The sequence below is a fragment of the Rhodoferax sp. EU05-FHT12H12 genome (assembly GCF_058791215.1).
In genome coordinates this window covers 1-17204 of record NZ_JBYTDI010000005.1, presented here as the reverse complement: position 1 = coordinate 17204, position 17204 = coordinate 1, and the positions used below count along the sequence as shown (strand labels likewise).

At 54.9% G+C, this 17204-nt stretch carries 16 protein-coding genes; 4 read left to right on the top strand and 12 right to left on the bottom strand.

Annotated elements, in window-relative coordinates:
• The first annotated feature begins 45 nt into the window (after positions 1 to 45).
• Entirely contained in the window at positions 46 to 528 is a 483-nt protein-coding gene (locus tag AC3WS7_RS14575; RefSeq protein WP_492656862.1) for a GreA/GreB family elongation factor, read from the top strand.
• A 130-nt stretch (positions 529 to 658) separates the two neighbouring features.
• Positions 659 to 934 carry a hypothetical protein gene (locus AC3WS7_RS14570; protein WP_492656861.1) on the top strand — a complete coding sequence of 92 codons (276 nt, stop codon included), beginning with the start codon at positions 659 to 661 and terminating at the stop codon, positions 932 to 934.
• 1925 nt (positions 935 to 2859) lie between these two features.
• Here the strand turns inward: AC3WS7_RS14570 and AC3WS7_RS14565 are convergent.
• From AC3WS7_RS14565 to AC3WS7_RS14525, 9 genes are all read right to left on the bottom strand, one after another.
• A complete protein-coding gene (locus AC3WS7_RS14565) occupies positions 2860 to 3123 on the bottom strand; it encodes a hypothetical protein (protein ID WP_492657045.1) in 264 nt (87 codons plus the stop codon).
• Entirely contained in the window at positions 3050 to 3208 is a 159-nt protein-coding gene (locus tag AC3WS7_RS14560) for a nuclear transport factor 2 family protein (RefSeq protein WP_492657038.1), read from the bottom strand. The genes AC3WS7_RS14565 and AC3WS7_RS14560 overlap by 74 nt, the downstream gene beginning before the upstream one ends.
• A 118-nt stretch (positions 3209 to 3326) precedes the next feature.
• Positions 3327 to 4721: a cation:proton antiporter gene (locus tag AC3WS7_RS14555; RefSeq protein WP_492656860.1), complete on the bottom strand. Its 1395-nt coding sequence runs from the start codon at positions 4719 to 4721 to the stop codon at positions 3327 to 3329.
• A gap of 211 nt (positions 4722 to 4932) precedes the next feature.
• Entirely contained in the window at positions 4933 to 5919 is a 987-nt protein-coding gene (locus AC3WS7_RS14550; RefSeq protein WP_492656859.1) for a hypothetical protein, read from the bottom strand.
• A gap of 495 nt (positions 5920 to 6414) precedes the next feature.
• Positions 6415 to 7419 (bottom strand): AraC family transcriptional regulator, encoded by a 1005-nt coding sequence (locus AC3WS7_RS14545; RefSeq protein ID WP_492656858.1) that lies wholly within the window; start codon positions 7417 to 7419, stop codon positions 6415 to 6417.
• Between the two features lie 199 nt (positions 7420 to 7618).
• On the bottom strand, positions 7619 to 9016 hold the full coding sequence (locus AC3WS7_RS14540; protein ID WP_492656857.1) for an MFS transporter: 1398 nt from the start codon (positions 9014 to 9016) through the stop codon (positions 7619 to 7621).
• Entirely contained in the window at positions 9013 to 9597 is a 585-nt protein-coding gene (locus AC3WS7_RS14535; RefSeq protein ID WP_492656856.1) for an NAD(P)H-binding protein, read from the bottom strand. Before AC3WS7_RS14535 ends, AC3WS7_RS14540 begins: the two co-directional genes overlap by 4 nt.
• Before the next feature lie 71 nt (positions 9598 to 9668).
• On the bottom strand, positions 9669 to 10502 hold the full coding sequence (locus tag AC3WS7_RS14530) for an SDR family oxidoreductase (RefSeq protein WP_492656855.1): 834 nt from the start codon (positions 10500 to 10502) through the stop codon (positions 9669 to 9671).
• 34 nt (positions 10503 to 10536) lie between these two features.
• A complete protein-coding gene (locus AC3WS7_RS14525; RefSeq protein WP_492656854.1) occupies positions 10537 to 11685 on the bottom strand; it encodes an iron-containing alcohol dehydrogenase in 1149 nt (382 codons plus the stop codon).
• A 136-nt stretch (positions 11686 to 11821) separates the two neighbouring features.
• On the opposite strand from AC3WS7_RS14525, the gene AC3WS7_RS14520 reads away from it, so the two are divergent.
• A complete protein-coding gene (locus AC3WS7_RS14520) occupies positions 11822 to 12784 on the top strand; it encodes a LysR family transcriptional regulator (RefSeq protein WP_492656853.1) in 963 nt (320 codons plus the stop codon).
• A gap of 244 nt (positions 12785 to 13028) precedes the next feature.
• Here AC3WS7_RS14520 and AC3WS7_RS14515 read toward each other — a convergent pair whose 3' ends face one another.
• The 3 genes from AC3WS7_RS14515 to AC3WS7_RS14505 all read right to left on the bottom strand — a co-directional run bounded on the left by AC3WS7_RS14515 (position 13029) and on the right by AC3WS7_RS14505 (position 16447).
• Positions 13029 to 15374 carry a heavy metal translocating P-type ATPase gene (locus AC3WS7_RS14515; RefSeq protein ID WP_492656852.1) on the bottom strand — a complete coding sequence of 782 codons (2346 nt, stop codon included), beginning with the start codon at positions 15372 to 15374 and terminating at the stop codon, positions 13029 to 13031.
• Positions 15375 to 15427: 53 nt separating this feature from the next.
• Positions 15428 to 15907 (bottom strand): hypothetical protein, encoded by a 480-nt coding sequence (locus AC3WS7_RS14510; RefSeq protein ID WP_492656851.1) that lies wholly within the window; start codon positions 15905 to 15907, stop codon positions 15428 to 15430.
• A 138-nt stretch (positions 15908 to 16045) separates the two neighbouring features.
• Positions 16046 to 16447, bottom strand: coding sequence for a hypothetical protein (locus AC3WS7_RS14505; RefSeq protein WP_492656850.1), 402 nt, complete (start codon positions 16445 to 16447; stop codon positions 16046 to 16048).
• Positions 16448 to 16530: 83 nt separating this feature from the next.
• On the opposite strand from AC3WS7_RS14505, the gene AC3WS7_RS14500 reads away from it, so the two are divergent.
• Positions 16531 to 16989: a hypothetical protein gene (locus AC3WS7_RS14500; RefSeq protein WP_492656849.1), complete on the top strand. Its 459-nt coding sequence runs from the start codon at positions 16531 to 16533 to the stop codon at positions 16987 to 16989.
• The last annotated feature ends 215 nt before the right edge of the window (positions 16990 to 17204 follow it).

Here is a 17204-nt window from a genome sequence, read left to right as displayed (position 1 = left end):
TAACCAACACCTGCCCCGCGCTTCTCGAGATGCCTACCTTTCATCATGGATAAATTCTTGCTGCAGCAGCAGGTGCTGGAGCGGCTCGCTGAAGATCTGCTGCAAGCCGAACAGGCAGTGCGTGCGGCCCATGAAACGGCGACTCACGAAGAAAACATTGCCGAAAACAAATACGACACATTGGGACTCGAGGCCGCCTACCTGGCTACCGGCCAGGCTCGGCGCGCCGAAGGCATCCGCCAGGCGATGGCCAATTGGCGCCAATTTCGCCCGCGCCCCTACGACGCTAGCAAAGGTATACAGCTCGGCGCGCTGGTCTGCCTAGTCGATTCCGATGACAAGCAGCAACTGCTCTTTCTCGGGCCGGATGGGGGCAGCATGAAGTTGGTCAGCGGCGCTCAGCTCGTTCAGGTCATCAGCAGCGAAGCCCCTTTGGGCAGGGCCATGCTGGGTAAATGTGAGGGTGATGAGGTTTGGATACAGGTCGCTCCAATCCGACAGCAATTTGAGGTGCTGCGGGTTTATTAATCCGCAAGCAAGCCCACGCCAAATTGGCTGAGGTCAGCAGACGTGCCTGGAGGCCAGACTTCGGCTGTGGGCCAGTTGCAGTCAATGGACAATGTCTGCTTTCAGGCGGTAGGCTATGAGAGGTGACTAAATGTCAGAGACAGCAACCTTGAAGTTGGCTGACTTGCCAAGTCCGGACGACGAAGAGGCTGTCTTCGCGTTTGCGATGTCGTTCAACGGCTACGAAGAATTCGGCTCATTTCAGGCCGCAGCCACCGCAGCTCGCGAGCAGCGACGCTCTTCGCTATCAGAGTTACGAAACGAACTCTTCTTCGTTGCACGAGCCTCTAGACATTCCGGCAACAATGGATTTGTGAACCGCTATCGCGAGCTACTTCCCTCCCTTCAAAAACTGCTGGGCGGGTGAGGGCCAGAAGCTGGCATTTATGAATGACTTCTTTCGGCACTTGAATTTGATCCTACTCCTGGCTCCTGGTTTCGCGAAAAAATCCCGCTGCAATTTAGAAGCCGTCGTTTGACGATCCAACTAGCGGGACACTGCCTTATAGCGACCGTCCCAGCACCGTAAACCAGTGCTTTCCTGCCAGCAGTTCGCCTGCTTTGAAGATCAACTGGTCGTCTCTGGATTTGAAGTATTCCTCACAGATCATCCCAACATCGGTTTCGTGCAGAAACGCTGGCAACTCTCTCCAGAGTCTTTCGTCGTTGTGAGCTAGTGAATAGAAAGCAATTGCTAGTTGGACCCATTGTTGGTTATTTTCTTGTCGGAGTGTCTTGGCTGAGATCATCGAGGCATTGTGCAGTGAGTGACCTGACGTGAGAAGTAAATGGGGTGCTACTTGCGGCACGTCTACGCCCCAGAAAGGCGCGGTCTGGCAGTAGAGTCAGATATCACTCCGCCAATTGTGGGCTTTGAGGGTGGTAGCGGCATCAGGTTTGGGCCAGTTCCTGTCGTTGACGGATGACTGCTGTGGGGAAATAACTTCTAAACTACAGCGCAGTCAAACTTTCCAAGTTCGGAAATATCAGGAGGTGCGGATGGGTTTCAGGCTTACTTGGAAAAGGCTCAGTAGAAGTATTGATAGAGGACCGATCTGGAGTGGGTCGATTCTTGCGCTGGCACTTCTAGCGATAGGTCTCCAAGTTCAGGCTGCTGATGAGTCTAGTCAACCAGTACATCTTTTGAAGCCTATGGCGGGCACTTGCGATGGTCTAGAGCGAGCTGAGAGACTTGCCACGCGCCGGAAAGATAAAACTGTTCTCGAGGTGCTAGAAGTCATGGGCGAATCAGATGTCCTATGTGCTCCGAACATGGAGTACGAAAGAATTTGGGATCCCGTAATTTCGAGGCAGGGGACTCGCGACTATGTCTGTTTTGTTCTGTGGCCAGTTGACCGTCCTAGTCCACCAACGAGTCGCCAAAATGAGTTCTGCTCTGAGCTTGAGGGGCTGACAACCCTTCAAAAAGTCTTAGGTGCTCGGAAAGGAAATTTCACCATCTTCGACAAAGCCCCCGGGGGGATCTCAGGAGGTTACGTCAGAGCTAAGTGCGCGGACGGGGGCAACGTAACGATTATAAAAAAGGGAAGCCAATGGCTTCGAAACTCTGCACTGGGAATTAATGCCCCGTTCGTTGCGCCGAAGAAAGTTCACGAAGCGGATGGTAAAGCTACAGCAATCAGTGCGGGCTGTCTTGGTGAAGACTACAAGCAGTAGAGTTTTCATCGGAATCAAGAGGCAGTGATGAGCTCGGCTGATCAAAGAGGCAAAGCAAATCAGGCAGTTGCGGGCCAGGAGTAGTCGTTGGTGAATGACCGCTCTCTGGCGATGGCATCGTCTCTCCACGAGTCCGCGCATCAGAAGCGAAACTCTTCCGCGAAATTTTCTTGCAAGTGCATGCACTCAGCACCTCCATCGTTGAGATGGAGCCATTGAATTCATACAAGGAGCACGGTTACTCCCTTGTCGATTGAATTGCTAGCGGTCCGTGGCGCTTGTGCGCATCCAGCATGTCGGCGCCGATCCAATATGGACCACCTGGGGGGCAGTTTTCGGTCGGCGGCAACACGATCAGTGATCACGCCGGAGTTTCCGCCCCTCTCGCACTTGTTTGCGCACGCCGTAGGGAAAATCAAGGAGCTGCCTGATTTTTTCCGGTTGTGAAGAAATCGCGGTGATCTCCGATTTCAGCGGGGAGAACAACCGAACACTACGCCAAGTCTGAAGTCGCAACGCGTCCAGAAGCATGGGGGGCAATCTATGGCGGATCTGCATCCGCAAATGGCTCGAAATGATCTACCGATTTTTTACCAAAATATTCATAGTGATCATTTAAAAACGAAGGAACGTTAAACGAAAAAAGTACTGGCGTGCGCGGTTTTCATTTGCCAAACGTCGACCACCAGAACGACCTTTATCTCCATTTGCAACGGCCAAGTTCCTTGTGCGCCCCATATGCTCGCTCTTACAAAGTTTTGGCCAACCAATTGAGCCTCTTCCCCCTGCATCTTCACGTTGACCTTCAGTTCGTAAGAACTGAAATAACGCATTTTCGAGCGTTGATATGTTCCAACCACTCTTTTCGCGACTGGTCATATCCGGTCATGTGGATGAGTCGGAAGTCATCAGCCAGCAAGGTTGAGAGCACTTGAATGTCAGCAGAAACCATAGCTCGGTGCATTTGCCGATACATCTCAATGATCAGCCGCTCTGTCATTCCAATCTCCAGCATTTCGAATTCTTTCTTGGGTGGATATACCTGCCAGCGAATTTGAGGAAACCTCGTTTGAATTTGTGGCTCATGCTGACGTGCTTCCACCCGCAGAGATCTCTGACATATCGATTTCCTGCATCAATACACGGTACGCCTGCTCTCCAATAACCTCCCGATTGCGCAGTTCAATGGCCCGCTCGCGAGCAGACTCCAGAGCTCGTCTGCGCAGAGGGCCACCTGGAACCTCCGTCAAAGGAGTCGTTTGATTACTACCGGCTGCATGATCAATAACTGCTTGGTATTCCATCTTCAGCACCTGTGCGTGATGCGAAGACTCATATCGAATTGAATCCAGCAAAGCCTGGTAAACGAGTCCACGTGCGGCACGCACCTCTCGATGCAGCGAGTCATCGGCAGCAAAAGCCAGTTTTCGGATGATCGGCTTCATCGTGAGTCCTTGAAGCACCAGGGTTCCAAATACAACCGCAAAAGCGCACAGCAAAACCAGATCCCGGTATGGGAATGGCTGGCCGTTTGGTAGTGTTTCCGGTATGGCAAACGCTGCAGCAAGCGTCACAATGCCTCGCATTCCAGCCCAAGATACAACCATAGCCGCACGCCATGAGGCTTGCCGTACTATTCCTCGTTGAAACATTTTCAGTTTCGAAAACATCCCGTACCCTAGGACCCATAGGAACCGCGTGGTGACTACAACAATGAGTACCGCTGTTGCAATAATCAAAGCCTCGGTACGTGTCGTTGCATCGCCAAGACGCTCCCAAATCGGGCGTAGCTGCATACCAATCAGCACAAATGCTAGCGCGTTCAACAGGAAGACCACTGACTCCCAAAACGCAAAGATTGGAACGCGCATGTGAGCTGGTATTCGTGGTCCACCACCACGGGCCAAAGTGATGGCAAACGCGACCATGGTCAGGATGCCTGACAAGCCAATTTTTTCTGCGGCAATCCATACGCCAAAAGTGAAGGCGAACTGCACGATCAGAGAGGTTGGCACGTGCCGGGATGCACTCAACAATGGCCGCAACACAAATCCAAGGCCTACCCCTACAAAAACACTGCCAAAGACAGTCAACAGAAAGACTGGCAGATAGTCTCCAGCTCCTAGAGGCCCAACTACCATGGACATCAGCGCCAGACGATAAATCAGCAGCGCGCTGGCGTCGTTCAGCAAGCTTTCACCTTCCAGGATAGCGAGTACGCTATGCGGCAGGCCAACCTGACGCATCACGGCCATGGATGCTGCAGCGTCGGGCGGCGCAACAATTGCTCCCAAGGCGATCGCCACCGCCAAAGGCATATCAGGTACAAGCCAACGACAGACCAGCGCAACACCAATCACCGTGGTTCCGACGGCCACCACTACAAGCCCCGCGATAGGACGCCAGTTTTGGCGTAAGTCGCGGGGCGAGGTGTCGTAGGCGGCGTCCAGCAGCACCGGAGCGACAAACAAGGCCAAAGCCAACTCTGGATCCAGATTCCATTTTGGCCCCCAGGAAGGATCGCGAGCGCCGCACCACCAAGTGCGAGCAACGTGGGGTAAGGTATATCAAATCGCCGCGCCAGCTCAGCAAGTGTTGCCACCGCCAGGAGAAGCACGATGATCCATTCGAAGGTTTCCATGGAGGGAGGCCCCTTGTGGTCGCTTGATCGCTACGTATGAACCAGTTCTACTTGGCCGCTTGCGGCGCTGCGGGTAAGCGCTGCAGCAGGTAGTCGCTCACCTTCTGTGCCTTGGGGTCAAACAGGGTATCAACTCGATTGCTCAACATGTACACCTTGCTTCCGGCAACAGTCACCGCAGTAGGGAACGTCGCCCCGCTCTTTGCGAGCTCAACCACTTCCGCAGATTTCCAGCCATCTTTCGACTTCAAACTGACTGCGCGATCATTACCGGCGTTTTGTGCTACGACGATGGTGTCGCAGTCGACCAACGCAAAGCCATCGGCACCAGGAATTGCAGAGTTGAGCTGCACAGCCTGAACTTCCACCTTGGGCTTGAGCGAAATGCGGAATACTTCGCCGGAATTGTGTTTCCCGACCAGGAGGAAACCACCGGGGTGATACACGATCCCATTGAGGTTGAAGTCCTTGCCTGTGAATTGCTCGCTATGGACCAGTTCGCGTGCCCTCATGTTCCGATCGATCACATAGACCGCAGGTGAGAAACTGTCTGTGACATAGATGTTGCCGGCTGGGTCAAAGGCCAGATCGTTTGCACAGTGAGCACCGTTGTCCAATTTGGCCAGATCAACGAAATACTTACGCTTGCCCGTGGTGGCGTCAAAGCCAATAATCGCACCGACCTTGCCCTGGATTGCTGGCGTACTTTTCGTGGCAACACCGATGTCGCAAAGTGCTGCCCAAACTATGTTGCGCTTTTTGTCGTATTTGATACCCCCGGATCCAAACATTAAGGGATCGCTCGCAAACGGGGTGTATGCCCCATCCATGGTCACTTTGCCAATTTCCCCCTTGCGAAGAGAACCGACAAAGAAAGCCTTCTGACGGTATGACCAGTCGAAACTCTCGGGATAGGATTCGTCCGCATGGAATGTGATCTGTTCACCTGTCGGTGCGGGAGCACTTTCTGCAGTCGAGAATGTATGGGCAGTCAAGCTTGCTGCCAGAATGAATGCGGTAGTTAACAATTTCATGGTTCAGTCTTTTCTATGAGTGGAGATGTCGAATTTGGAGCTGTGTGGCGTTATCCCTTGGAACATTTGAGGTGTATGGCTAGCATCTCTCTAGCGCCGAAGGTTCTGGGTTGAACAGTGGGCGACTTGATGCGAAGTGGTTATTGGTTCATCGCGACTTCTCCCGGTAAAAGTAGAAGCGATGCGTGAGGTTCATTTCGACAACGGCTTGTGCTTGACAAACACCAATACGGTTACCAAAGCCAGCGCTTGCATGGCGGCACCAGCCGTAATTACTGAACTGATGCGTTGCATATGGCCGAGGACTGCTGGAGTAACTGTGCGCCGAGCCTTCAAGGCAGATTTCTCCGAGTTGTCGTTTTTGCATTTGATTTACTCCGATCCTTGCAATCTGTTTGGTGACACTGGATCAAGCCCACGGACGATCGCCTTCCTGGGGGCCATTTGCCATGGCCTCCACAATGAATCCGTTGAGAAAGTTGTGGTCCGGCGCCCTCAGACCATGCGTGTTTTTTCCGTACTCAGTACTTGGACGGTATTTGCCTGGATTTCCCGCAGGCGTTTGATATCGCGCACTGGTGGTTCACCGAAGAATCGGCTGTATTCGCGATTGAATTGGGACTGACTTTCATAACCAACCTGATGTCCTGCGGTCGCTGCATCAACATGCTCACTAAGCATGATTCGCCGGGCTTCCTGCAGACGAAGTTGCTTTTGGTATTGCAGCGGGCTTATGGCTGTGACACTCTTGAAATGGTGGTGCAAAGCCGAGACACTCCAACTGACTTCATTCGCTAGCTCTTCCATGCGCAGATGCTCTCTGAATCTCTTGTGAACCAAGCTGATGGCCTGCGCTACACGATGGCTATGACTATCTGCCATGGCTAGTTGTGCCAATCTCCATCCATCTGTGGATTTCAGCAACCGATATAGGATCTCCTGCACGACCAAAGGCACCAGATGCTCTATGTCTTCTGGTGTTTCCTGCAGCTTGAGCAAGCGCAAAAGTGGTCCGAGTAGAGAAACAGAGAGGTCTTCCGTAAAAATGCCACGAGCCGATCTCGGTGCTCCTTGCTTGGAGGGGATATCCATTTTCAGCGCTAGGGCCGCGATGTCTTTGACGTCGAAATCCAGGCGCATTGCCAAATGTGGTGTCTCAGGCGTGGCCCCCAATACGTGCCCCGTCACAGGCAGGTTTTGGGCAAACACGAGGTAGCGTTGTGGATCGCAAACATAGACGTCCTCACCAAGCAATACCTGTTTCATGCCTTGAGCAATGACGCACAAAGAGGGCTCATAGACCATGCGGATTGGATGATCCACATGAGGTACGTTCCCCAGCGTCAAGCGCGCATATTTGGCTTTAAACACTCCCCCGCCAGGTGTCAGTCGTCGAATCAAGGCGCCTAATTCGGCACGCATGACGGTGACTTGCAGCTGCTCATCCTTTGGAGCAAGACCGTGACGCAATTCACTAGACTTCAACATGTGGCGAAGCATAGGCAACTCTGATGCAAACGTCACCTGGTACAAGGCCACTTGAGCAGGATTAGGCAATGATTGCAAAGAATCCTGCAAGAGAGGAATGCTGACCAAAGACCGTCAGTCATCCCTCTTCGGGTGAATTTGCATTCATTGGGTGCTCGAAAAGTGGCAATACTGCACGGATATCGAGTGCAGTACTCAACGCCGCACTGGCTTATGGGCGAATTACGTCAAAGCGGATCGTGCGGGCCGATACAAGAAAAGCCATGGACAATAACAACGCCGCAGCACCCATCGTTGTCCCGGTGTGCCGAGCCATGCCCATCGCGTCAAACACCGGGGCGTGACCGCCGGCATACACCAAGACCAGAACCGCTAGCCCCAACGATGCTCCCAGCTGGTGTGCCACATTGACAATGCCCGACGCAGCGCCAGCGTTGTGGCTCTCAACCCCTGCAACACCCGCGACAGTAAGTGGTGCCAGCACCCAGCCTTGGCCAAATCCGATCAGCAGCATGGGAAGTACCACGCCACCAAGGTAGGACGTCTGCTCAGCGGTAAAGCTGAGGATGGCTAAACCCAGCACGCACATCGCCAATCCACTGAGCAGCATGGGCCGCTGCCCTATGCGCTGGGAAACGCGCGGCACGCTCACTGAGGCCAGAAACTGCGGCACCGTCACCGGTATGAATGCCAAGCCAGCTTGCATGGGAGAAAAGCCCAAGGCACCCTGCAGGTACTGCGCAATAAAAAACCAGAATCCCGCCATGCCAGAGAGAAACAGCAACCGTGCCGCGTAGGCGCCGTTGCGTCGTGCGTTGGTAAGCAGTCCAAGTGGCAACAGGGGCTGTTTCGCGTGCCGTTCAATCCACACGAACACAGCCAGCAAGGCCAGACCCGCAAATATGGTTGCTTGCGTCAGTGGGGCACTCCAGCCAACCTCCGCCGCTTCGACAATGCCGAAAACCAGGGAGCACATTCCCAGGGTGGAGGTGAACGCACCAGCAAGGTCAAATCGCCCAACCTGACGCGCTGTCTCTTTGATGTGGCGCAGTGTGCCTGCAATCAGCATCGCACCGATAGGGAGATTGATCAAGAATCCGGCGCGCCAGGAGATCAGGTCCGTCAGCAGGCCACCCAGCACCAAGCCCAATGTGGCACCAATGCCAGCTGCTGCCGCGTACCAAGCCAGGGCCCGGTTGCGTTCATGCCCTTCCTCGAAATGGGTGGAAATCAATGCCAGCGTGGACGGAGCGAGCACTGCGGCACCAAATCCCTGCACGGCGCGAAAGGTGATCATCCAGGTTGGCGATTGGGCAGCACCAATCGCCAAGGAAGCTAGGGTGAAGATACCAAGGCCTGTGATGAACATGCGGCGGCGGCCCAGGATGTCGCCGGCACGGGCGCCGATCAGCAAGAGGCCACCGAATGCGAGTGTGTATGCGTTCTGGATCCATGACAGACCGGCCGGCGTAAAGCCCAGTGCAAGCTGGATCTTGGGCAAACCGGTGAGTACGATGGATATGTCGATGACAAGCATTAGGTAGCTTGCCATGATGATGGCGAGAACTACCCCGTTGCGAGACCCTGCAGTACGAATGGAGGTAGTCATTGTTGGCTGACTCCCAGACTGCGACGGGCTTGAAAATTAGGCTCCCTCGCGAGTTTTACGATGAGGTCAGACAAACTATTTAGTGACACGTCGTGACCCTGAAAAGGTTCGCCTTTTTGGGTGATTTGATAACGTATGGACCTGTCATGCGTGAACCAGCCCGGACGCAAGATCGTGTAGTCTAAGTTCGACGCTTCGACAAGTGCCGCTGAGTCTCGGTACGGATCAAGCACACTGCGATAGCGCTCCCCCGGCACCTCGCCGTAAATACCCATGGAGCTGATGAAAATCAGTCGCTTCAAGCCGGTCGCGTACATCGCTGCGATGATGGTTTTCGCTTGCGCAGCCATGTCACCCGAGAGGTTGGCATAGACCACGTCCTGCCCGCGCATTGCGGCGGCCAAAGCATCTTGGTCCAGCACATCGCCATCTACGATGGACACCCGCTTGGGAGCGGGATTGCTCAGGCGATGGGAGCGACGCAGGTAAAGCGTGAGTTCAACATCCTCCTGTTGGAGGAAGACAGCTGTGGTGTGGCGCGCAAGTTGGCCGTTGGCACCGAGAATCAAAATGCGGGTCATGGATACCGTTCCTGGTGACGATTGAAGGAAGGTGAATGCCGCAGCGACTCACTCAGCCCTTTTATAGAGAATCAATCGGGTGTGGCGAGCTGGCCGGTCTTCATCGCTGCGATGACCCCACCGTCGATCAACAAGTCACTGCCCGTGATGAACGAGGCCTCGAGTCCAAGGAGGAAGGCCGCGGCAGCGGCAATTTCATCTGGCGGAGCCATACGTTTGGCCGGTGAAGAGTCGACCATTGCGCGGTACATGCCACCGATTTCCGAGTTGAGTTCGTGCAACGCCAAAGGCGTGACCACGATGCCTGGGCTTATCGAGTTGACCCTTGCCCCCCGCTTGCCCCAACTGATTGCAGAAGCTTGCACGCGCAAATGGTTGGCACGCTTGGCGATCATGTAGGCAACCACCGTATTGGGGATAACGTTTGCTTGCAGGAATGGCAGGGCCAGCAATTCTTCGGTGGGCGTATGCATCAACGCCGCATCCTGCTCAGGCGGTAGCGCGGGCATCATATGTCCAGCCATGCTGGAGATGATCAGGCCGGAGCCACCAGGAGCGATGACGTTTTCAAACTCATCAAACACCACGGCTGAACCGTACAGATCGACTTTCAATACATCTTCGACAGGTGCCATGTTGGGCGACAGACCGGCTGTGTTAATCACCTGAGCGACACTACCGAGCTCTTTGGCCCTGGCCGCCAAGGCCTTGACTGAAGCGCGCGAGGTGACATCCACCGGTTGCGTTTGGACGGCATAACCGGCCTCTCGCATGGATTGCGCAGCACTGCTTAGCGTTGTTTCGTTGAAGTCAGCCAACAACACGGTGCGGCCAAAGCCTTGACGGCGGGCGATAGAGACGCCGATACCACCGGCGCCAATAATGACGATTACTTCTTTGCTCATGAAATTTCTTTGGATTTGATGGCGGGTGTTTGCCTTAGAGGGCACGGTTCAGAATGTCCATCAGCACGGCTGGGGTGTAGCTTTCAGCAAGTCCGAACCACTGTGCGTTGCCTTTGAGGTTTTCCAAGATGGCAGGCAGGTCGGCTTGAGTGATGCCCAGTTGTGACAGGCGGGTTGGCGTACCGATCTTGTCAAACCATGTCTCCAATGCGGAAATGCCTTCCTCGGCCGTCTTAAGGCCAAAGACCTGCTGAGCGAAGCGTTGGAATTGCGCCGGGTTGCGCGCATGGAACCACTTCATCCAGGCCGGCATCACCACCGATAGACCCGCACCATGCGGCACATTAAAAAGGGCTGAAAGCGAGTGCTCGATCATGTGGTTGGGATAGCCAAACCCGGCAGTCCCGGCATAGGTGATGCCGTTGAGCGCCAGCGTGGCGGCCCAGGCGAACTCAGCCCGCGCGTCGTAGTGGTGCGGGTCTGCCAGCAGCGCTTCGGTAGATTCAATCACGGTGGAGATAACGGACTCCACAAGTCGCGACTGGATCTTCGGTTGAACAGTGGCAGTGAAGTAGCCTTCGATCGAGTGCGCAATGATGTCGGCAGCCGAATACACGAGGTAGTCGCGTGACACGGTTTGCATCAGTGCGGGGTTGACGATAGACACCTTGGGGAAGGTGTGTACCGAATTGATTGCGAACTTTTCCTTTGTCACTTCGTTCGTGACAACCGCGCCCGGATTCATCTCACTTCCAGTTGCCGCCAGCGTGAGGATCGCGAACACGGGAAGCGCCGCATTGATCTGACTTTTGCCAACGAACAGATCCCAGACCTCACCGTCATAGAGGGCGCCCGCAGCAATCGCCTTGGCGCTGTCCAGCACCGAACCACCACCGACACTAAGAACAGCGTCGACCTGCTGCTCGCGAGCTTGTGCAATGGCCTCCCGGACCTTGGAGATCACCGGGTTGCTAACGATGCCCCCCAATTCGACGAACGCGATGGCCCTGTCGCCAAGGCTCTTCGTCACCGTTGCGAACAAGCCGTCGTGTTTGATGCGCTCACTGCCGTAAACCAGTAGCACCTTCTTGACACCGTACTCGGCCAGGATCTCACCGATCCGTTTTTCCTTGTCCTTGCCGAACTCAATTTTGGTCGGATTGTAGAAATTGAAGTTGTCCATCTGAATGTCCTTTGTGTCATGGAGTTGCACGGGGGTGCGTCGATGGGCCGAACTTTATGCAAAGAATAGTCAACCTACTAGTGTGTAAACTGCTGAATTACTTACAACCAAATGATGTAAATATCGGGAGGCGAATGTGATCAATGAGCTGCGTTCCATCACTACATTCGTACGAACTGCGGAGCTGGGCAGCCTGACCAAGGCGGCCGAAATGCAGCAAATCTCGCCACAGGCCGCGAGCAAGGCCTTGGGCCAGTTGGAGTCCCATCTGGGGGGCCGCCTGTTTCACCGCACTACACGCAGCATGGCCCTGACCGAGGAAGGTCAGCGTTTTCTGGAAGCTGCGCAACCTTCACTGATGAGGTTGCAGCAGGCCCTCCAGGACGCTCGGCAAAGCAAAGAGACGATTGCGGGACCGCTACGCATTGTTGGTCCACGTACCGTGTTGCAGCCGATCATTGGAACCGTGCTCGACGAGTACGGTCGGCTTTATCCGGAGGTTCAACCGGACGTTCAACTCGATGATCGCGTGGGCAACTGGGTTGAGGATCGCGTGGATGTAGGCTTCCGGCTCGGACATGCGCCCCAGGAGGGACTGATCGCTCGCCGCTTATTCCCACTTCAGCTGATCATTTGCGCCAGCCCCGTCTATCTGCGCAAGTACGGCATTCCGCAAAGTCTGCACGATCTCAGCAAGCATCGCTGCAGCTCATTTCGCAGCAGTGGGGACGGTCGTATCGCGCCTTGGCGCGTGCGGATAGGCGAAAGCGTGCAGGACCAGCACGTCACACCAGCCTTCTCCACCAACGACGAAGACTTCGAACTGCGCACCGTTCTTGCTGGTGCGGTGATTGGCCAACTGGCTGGACCAACCGCCGCTCCTCATATTCGCACAGGGCGACTGGTGCCTCTGCTAGTCGATCACGTCAGTGATGCCTACAGCCTCTACCTCTACTACGGTAGCCGCACGGCGCAACCCGCCCGCGTTCGCCGCTTTATTGAGCTCGCTATTGAACGCCTTTCCGACAGTGTGGATTTTGTCCTTACAGACAAAGCGTTGGCTCTCGCTCACACCAAGGGCAAGGCCGCACTTCGTTGATTTGTTCTCTCTGGGACCGGTGAGCTAAGCCTACTGCGCGTTTCCAGACGCGCGAGTTGAAGCTAGCCGTCCAGCTTGAGTCTGACGAAGAGCGCCTCTATTCTGGACCCTTCATGAAAATTACTTATACCGCCGTCAATGGTGACTGCCTGGCAACTCTGGGCCAGAACCTGTCATCGGCGAATGACCGGTATGAGCAGCTCCTGCTTAGTTTGAGTTGTCCAAGTACTGCAGCTTTCGATAGCTATAACGCTTTGCCGCGCAAACGCAACGCATTACCAATGACGGATGCTGAACTGAAGCTCATGGCCAATGCGGCAATCATGGGCGACAACAGCCAACCAGTAAATGGGTAGAGCAGCCCTGCTGCCACCGGAATTCCTAAAGCGTTGTACAAAAAGGCAAACATCAGGTTTTGCTTCATATTGCCCACGGTGGCGTTGGACAGCGCCAGTGCGATGGAAATGCCACGCAAGTCCCCCTTCACCAGGGTGACCTGGGCGCTGTTCATCGCCACATCAGTGCCTGTTCCCATGGCAATGCCTACGTTAGCTTTTGCCAGCGCAGGTGCGTCATTGATTCCGTCACCAGCCATGGCGACGATTCGGCCTTCCTTCTGCAATTGCTCCACCAAGGTCAGTTTGTCCTGGGGTTTGACTTCGCCATGCACTTCCTCGATTCCTAGCTTGGCGCCAACGGCCTTAGCCGTGGTGATGCCATCACCCGTCGCCATCACGATGCGCAGGCCAGACGCTTTGAGTGCGGTCAAAGCTTCCATCGTGCTGGCCTTGATCGGATCAGAAACGGCCAGCAGACCGGCCAATTTGCCGTCAATGGCCAGGTGCATGACGCTGGCGCCTTCTGCACGCAAGGCTTCGGCTTGGGATTTCAGGGCGTCCACGGAGACGCTGATCTGTTGCATGAGCGCCGTATTGCCCAGTACCAGGTGGCGTCCCCCTACCTGGCCTTGAACGCCAATGCCGGATCCCGATTCAAAGTTCTCTGGCTTGTCCAGCACCAGCTTGCGCTCACGTGCCGCAGACACAATGGCCACGGCCAAAGGATGCTCACTACCTTGGTCCAAGCTGGCCGCCAAACGCAGAATCTCGTCAGCGTCAAAACCGTCGCCTGGAATCGCCTTCTCAAATGTGGGACGCCCTTCGGTCAAAGTGCCTGTCTTGTCGATGATGAGGGTGTCCACCTTGCGCAAGTTCTCAATTGCGGCCGCATCACGAAAGAGCACCCCCCGTGTCGCTCCTTTGCCAGTAGCCACCATGATGGACATGGGGGTAGCCAGCCCGAGCGCGCATGGGCAGGCAATGATCAATACCGCTACCGCATTGATCAGGCCGTATACCCAGCTGGGCTCAGGGCCAAACAGGCCCCAACCAAGAAGGGTCAGTATGGCAATGCTGACCACCGCGACCACAAAGTAGCCCGCCACGACATCCGCCATGCGTTGCATAGGCGCTCTGGACCGCTGAGCCTGGGCCACCATCTGCACGATTTGGGACAGCACGGTCTCTGATCCGACTTTTTCTGATTTCATGACTAGGGCGCCGCTGGAGTTGATGGTCGCGCCGATGACCTTGTCTCCCACCCGCTTGGTCACTGGCAGTGGCTCACCAGTCAGCATGGATTCGTCCACCGAACTGCTACCCTCTGTGACCACGCCATCTACGGGAACCTTCTCGCCTGGGCGTACCCTCAGCAGATCCCCCAGGTGGACATGGGTCAGTTCAATGTCTTCTTCGTTACCATCTGGCTTGATACGCCGCGCTGTTTTTGGCGCCAGGCCGAGCAGTGATTTGATGGCCGCAGAAGTCTGGGATCGTGCCTTGAGCTCCAGCATTTGCCCCAACAGGGTCAAGGAAATGATGACGGCTGCCGCTTCGAAGTACACCGCGACACGGCCCATGGACACAAAAGACTCTGGAAATACACCCGGAGCAACGGTCGCCACCACGCTGTAAACATACGCGGCACCAGTGCCAAGGCCTATCAAGGTCCACATGTTGGGACTGCGATTGACGATGGATTGGGCACCCCGAGTGAAAAACGGCCACCCAGCCCAGACCACGATGGGAGTGGCCAGTGCGAACTCCACCCAGCTCTGTACCGCCATGTCCATCCACTGCAATCGATGACCAAACATGGCCAGCACGAAAACAATACCGGTGAGCGGTAGCGTCCCCCAAAAGCGATGCTGGAAATCCAGCAGTTCCGGATTCTCTTCCTCCTCCAAGGCGGGCATCACAGGTTCCAGCGTCATCCCGCATTTGGGGCAGTTTCCTGGGTGATCCTGCCGTATCTCAGGATGCATGGGACAGGTGTACACCGTGCCAGCCGAGGCTGGTGGTGCCGCTGGCTTACTGATTGGCTCGCCCATATACTGCATCGGACTGGCGTCAAACTTGGCTTTGCACTTGGGCCCACAAAAGAAGAAATTGCGCCCCATGTGCTCTGAATGGTGAAGGGACCGCGCAGTGACGACCATTCCGCATACAGGATCCTTCAACTCTGCATCCGAGTATGAATGGTTTGCCGCAGAGTTGTCGAAGGCATGTCCATTCACATGGCTATCGTTCATTGGAAACTCCTCTGCTTAGCTTCACGCTGCGGTTTGCAGGCTGGTATAGCGGACTACTGTGCCGAATAGGCTGGCAATCGATCCATCATCATTTTCATCATGGTAGTCATCATTTCCATGCGCTTTTGCATCGCGTCGTGGTGTTCCATCATGTCCATGGAAATTCCATTTTTTTTGGCATCTGACCCCTGAGAGGCCATACCTTTCATATCGCCCATGGAGTCCATTTTTTCCATCATGGACATGCCGTCTTGCATGACTTTCATGTGATCAGCCATCAGCGCTTTGCGCTCATCAGGCGTCCTGGCGGTCGTCATTTTTTCGTGCATCTCGCGCATGGCCTTGATCTTTCCATCCATCGCGACCATGGCTTCATTGGGCACGGATGGTGATTTGGTAGCTGGCGCTTTGATGGCTTTCTTGGCCTGTGTGGGCGCATGGTGTTGTGTGTGTTCTGCGTCGGTCTGTGCAAAGGTGCCGAAGGATGCCGCGGCTATTGCAATAGCAAAAACGGTGTGGCGAAGCGTGGTCATAGAAAACTCCATTAAACGAGTTACGAAACGAGGCGGTATGGGAAGACATTCCGACAGAGCCAATCAAGACGTCAGAACCAATGGAACAGGCAAGTTCCCCAACGTCTGTGCGCTGGGACACTGCCTGACAGAAATGATTTAAATGGTGAGCCGCAGGAAGCGGATAGATACTGGCGGTTCGCGCCAGGTGGCAACTGCCAAGGGGGCAGTTCGATCATTTAGATCGACAACTGCAATTGTGAGAGCTGTTGCCCACGCAAGCGGAGCCAAATGCACGTCAGCGACGCTATCGAGCGGCTTGACTTTGATGGCAATGGTTTGTTCCGCAGCGCACACCTTGATGCAAATTGCCTTCTCTGGCGCGTGTTCGTCTGCCTCGGAGTGAGAAGTCGTTTGCACGTTTTGCGCTGAACCGCCGTGGCCGTGGGTGTTGCTTACCCAGCACGCATTGGCAATACCGATACCCAAAGTCATCAGCCATACGAACAGCATCACGATAGCGGTGTATCGTGTGTGCCGATGGCTGAAGAGAGCCTTCATGGGTTGAATGTTAAGTACAAAGTAACTTTTGCGATATCTGTACTGTATTTACTGCAGCGATTTCGATATTGACCCTTATCAACATGAGTGATCAAACTCCGCTGTCGCCTTCTTTCGTCCGAGGAAAGGTCTTTCTTCGCTACATCACCCGGGTAGCAGCGCTGAACCTGGTCTGGGAAACTTTGCAGCTCCCCCTGTATACCCTGTGGGGTGAGAGCCCGCCCGCATCCATCGCCTTTGCGGTGGTGCACTGCACTCTGGGAGATGTGCTCATCGCGACGGTCTCTCTCGCCGTCGCTCTGGTTTTGCTTGGGGGAAAAGGTTGGCCGCAAGAACGGTACTTGAAGGTTGCGCTTGTGGCTGCCGCTATTGGGGCGTCCTACACGGTATTCAGTGAATGGAACAACACCGTTGTAACGCGTGCGTGGGCATATTCGCCGTTGATGCCAACGCTATGGGGAATCGGTCTGTCGCCCATATTGCAATGGTTGCTGATACCCGCATTGGCATTTTGGAGCTTGTACAAGCAGCGTAAGGGATAAAGCGCATCGAGATTGCTTGCACAGGTAACGGTTGGAGCTTATCTGCGGTAAGACTTTGGTCGCCAGCATCTTAAACGCGCCCAATCCAATGTCTGCTTTGTGCAGTTGGATTTGACCCCTCGGATTTCCGCTTTGGGTGGCGGATTCAACCGGTCGATGCAACACACTAAAACCTGCGTGAGCAGAAGGAGTGTTGCAGATGAAGTATCGGACGC

Bases quoted from the DNA above. Each gene is read 5' to 3' on its own strand.
- AC3WS7_RS14560 (WP_492657038.1), bottom strand. From the start codon at position 3,208: ATGCACCGAGCTATGGTTTCTGCTGACATTCAAGTGCTCTCAACCTTG.
- AC3WS7_RS14515 (WP_492656852.1), bottom strand. From the start codon at position 15,374: ATGAACGATAGCCATGTGAATGGACATGCCTTCGACAACTCTGCGGCA.
- AC3WS7_RS14575 (WP_492656862.1), top strand. From the start codon at position 46: ATGGATAAATTCTTGCTGCAGCAGCAGGTGCTGGAGCGGCTCGCTGAA.
- AC3WS7_RS14505 (WP_492656850.1), bottom strand. From the start codon at position 16,447: ATGAAGGCTCTCTTCAGCCATCGGCACACACGATACACCGCTATCGTG.
- AC3WS7_RS14525 (WP_492656854.1), bottom strand. From the start codon at position 11,685: ATGGACAACTTCAATTTCTACAATCCGACCAAAATTGAGTTCGGCAAG.
- AC3WS7_RS14500 (WP_492656849.1), top strand. From the start codon at position 16,531: ATGAGTGATCAAACTCCGCTGTCGCCTTCTTTCGTCCGAGGAAAGGTC.
- AC3WS7_RS14540 (WP_492656857.1), bottom strand. From the start codon at position 9,016: ATGACTACCTCCATTCGTACTGCAGGGTCTCGCAACGGGGTAGTTCTC.
- AC3WS7_RS14545 (WP_492656858.1), bottom strand. From the start codon at position 7,419: ATGCTTCGCCACATGTTGAAGTCTAGTGAATTGCGTCACGGTCTTGCT.
- AC3WS7_RS14535 (WP_492656856.1), bottom strand. From the start codon at position 9,597: ATGACCCGCATTTTGATTCTCGGTGCCAACGGCCAACTTGCGCGCCAC.
- AC3WS7_RS14530 (WP_492656855.1), bottom strand. From the start codon at position 10,502: ATGAGCAAAGAAGTAATCGTCATTATTGGCGCCGGTGGTATCGGCGTC.
- AC3WS7_RS14550 (WP_492656859.1), bottom strand. From the start codon at position 5,919: ATGAAATTGTTAACTACCGCATTCATTCTGGCAGCAAGCTTGACTGCC.
- AC3WS7_RS14510 (WP_492656851.1), bottom strand. From the start codon at position 15,907: ATGACCACGCTTCGCCACACCGTTTTTGCTATTGCAATAGCCGCGGCA.
- AC3WS7_RS14570 (WP_492656861.1), top strand. From the start codon at position 659: ATGTCAGAGACAGCAACCTTGAAGTTGGCTGACTTGCCAAGTCCGGAC.
- AC3WS7_RS14565 (WP_492657045.1), bottom strand. From the start codon at position 3,123: ATGACCAGTCGCGAAAAGAGTGGTTGGAACATATCAACGCTCGAAAAT.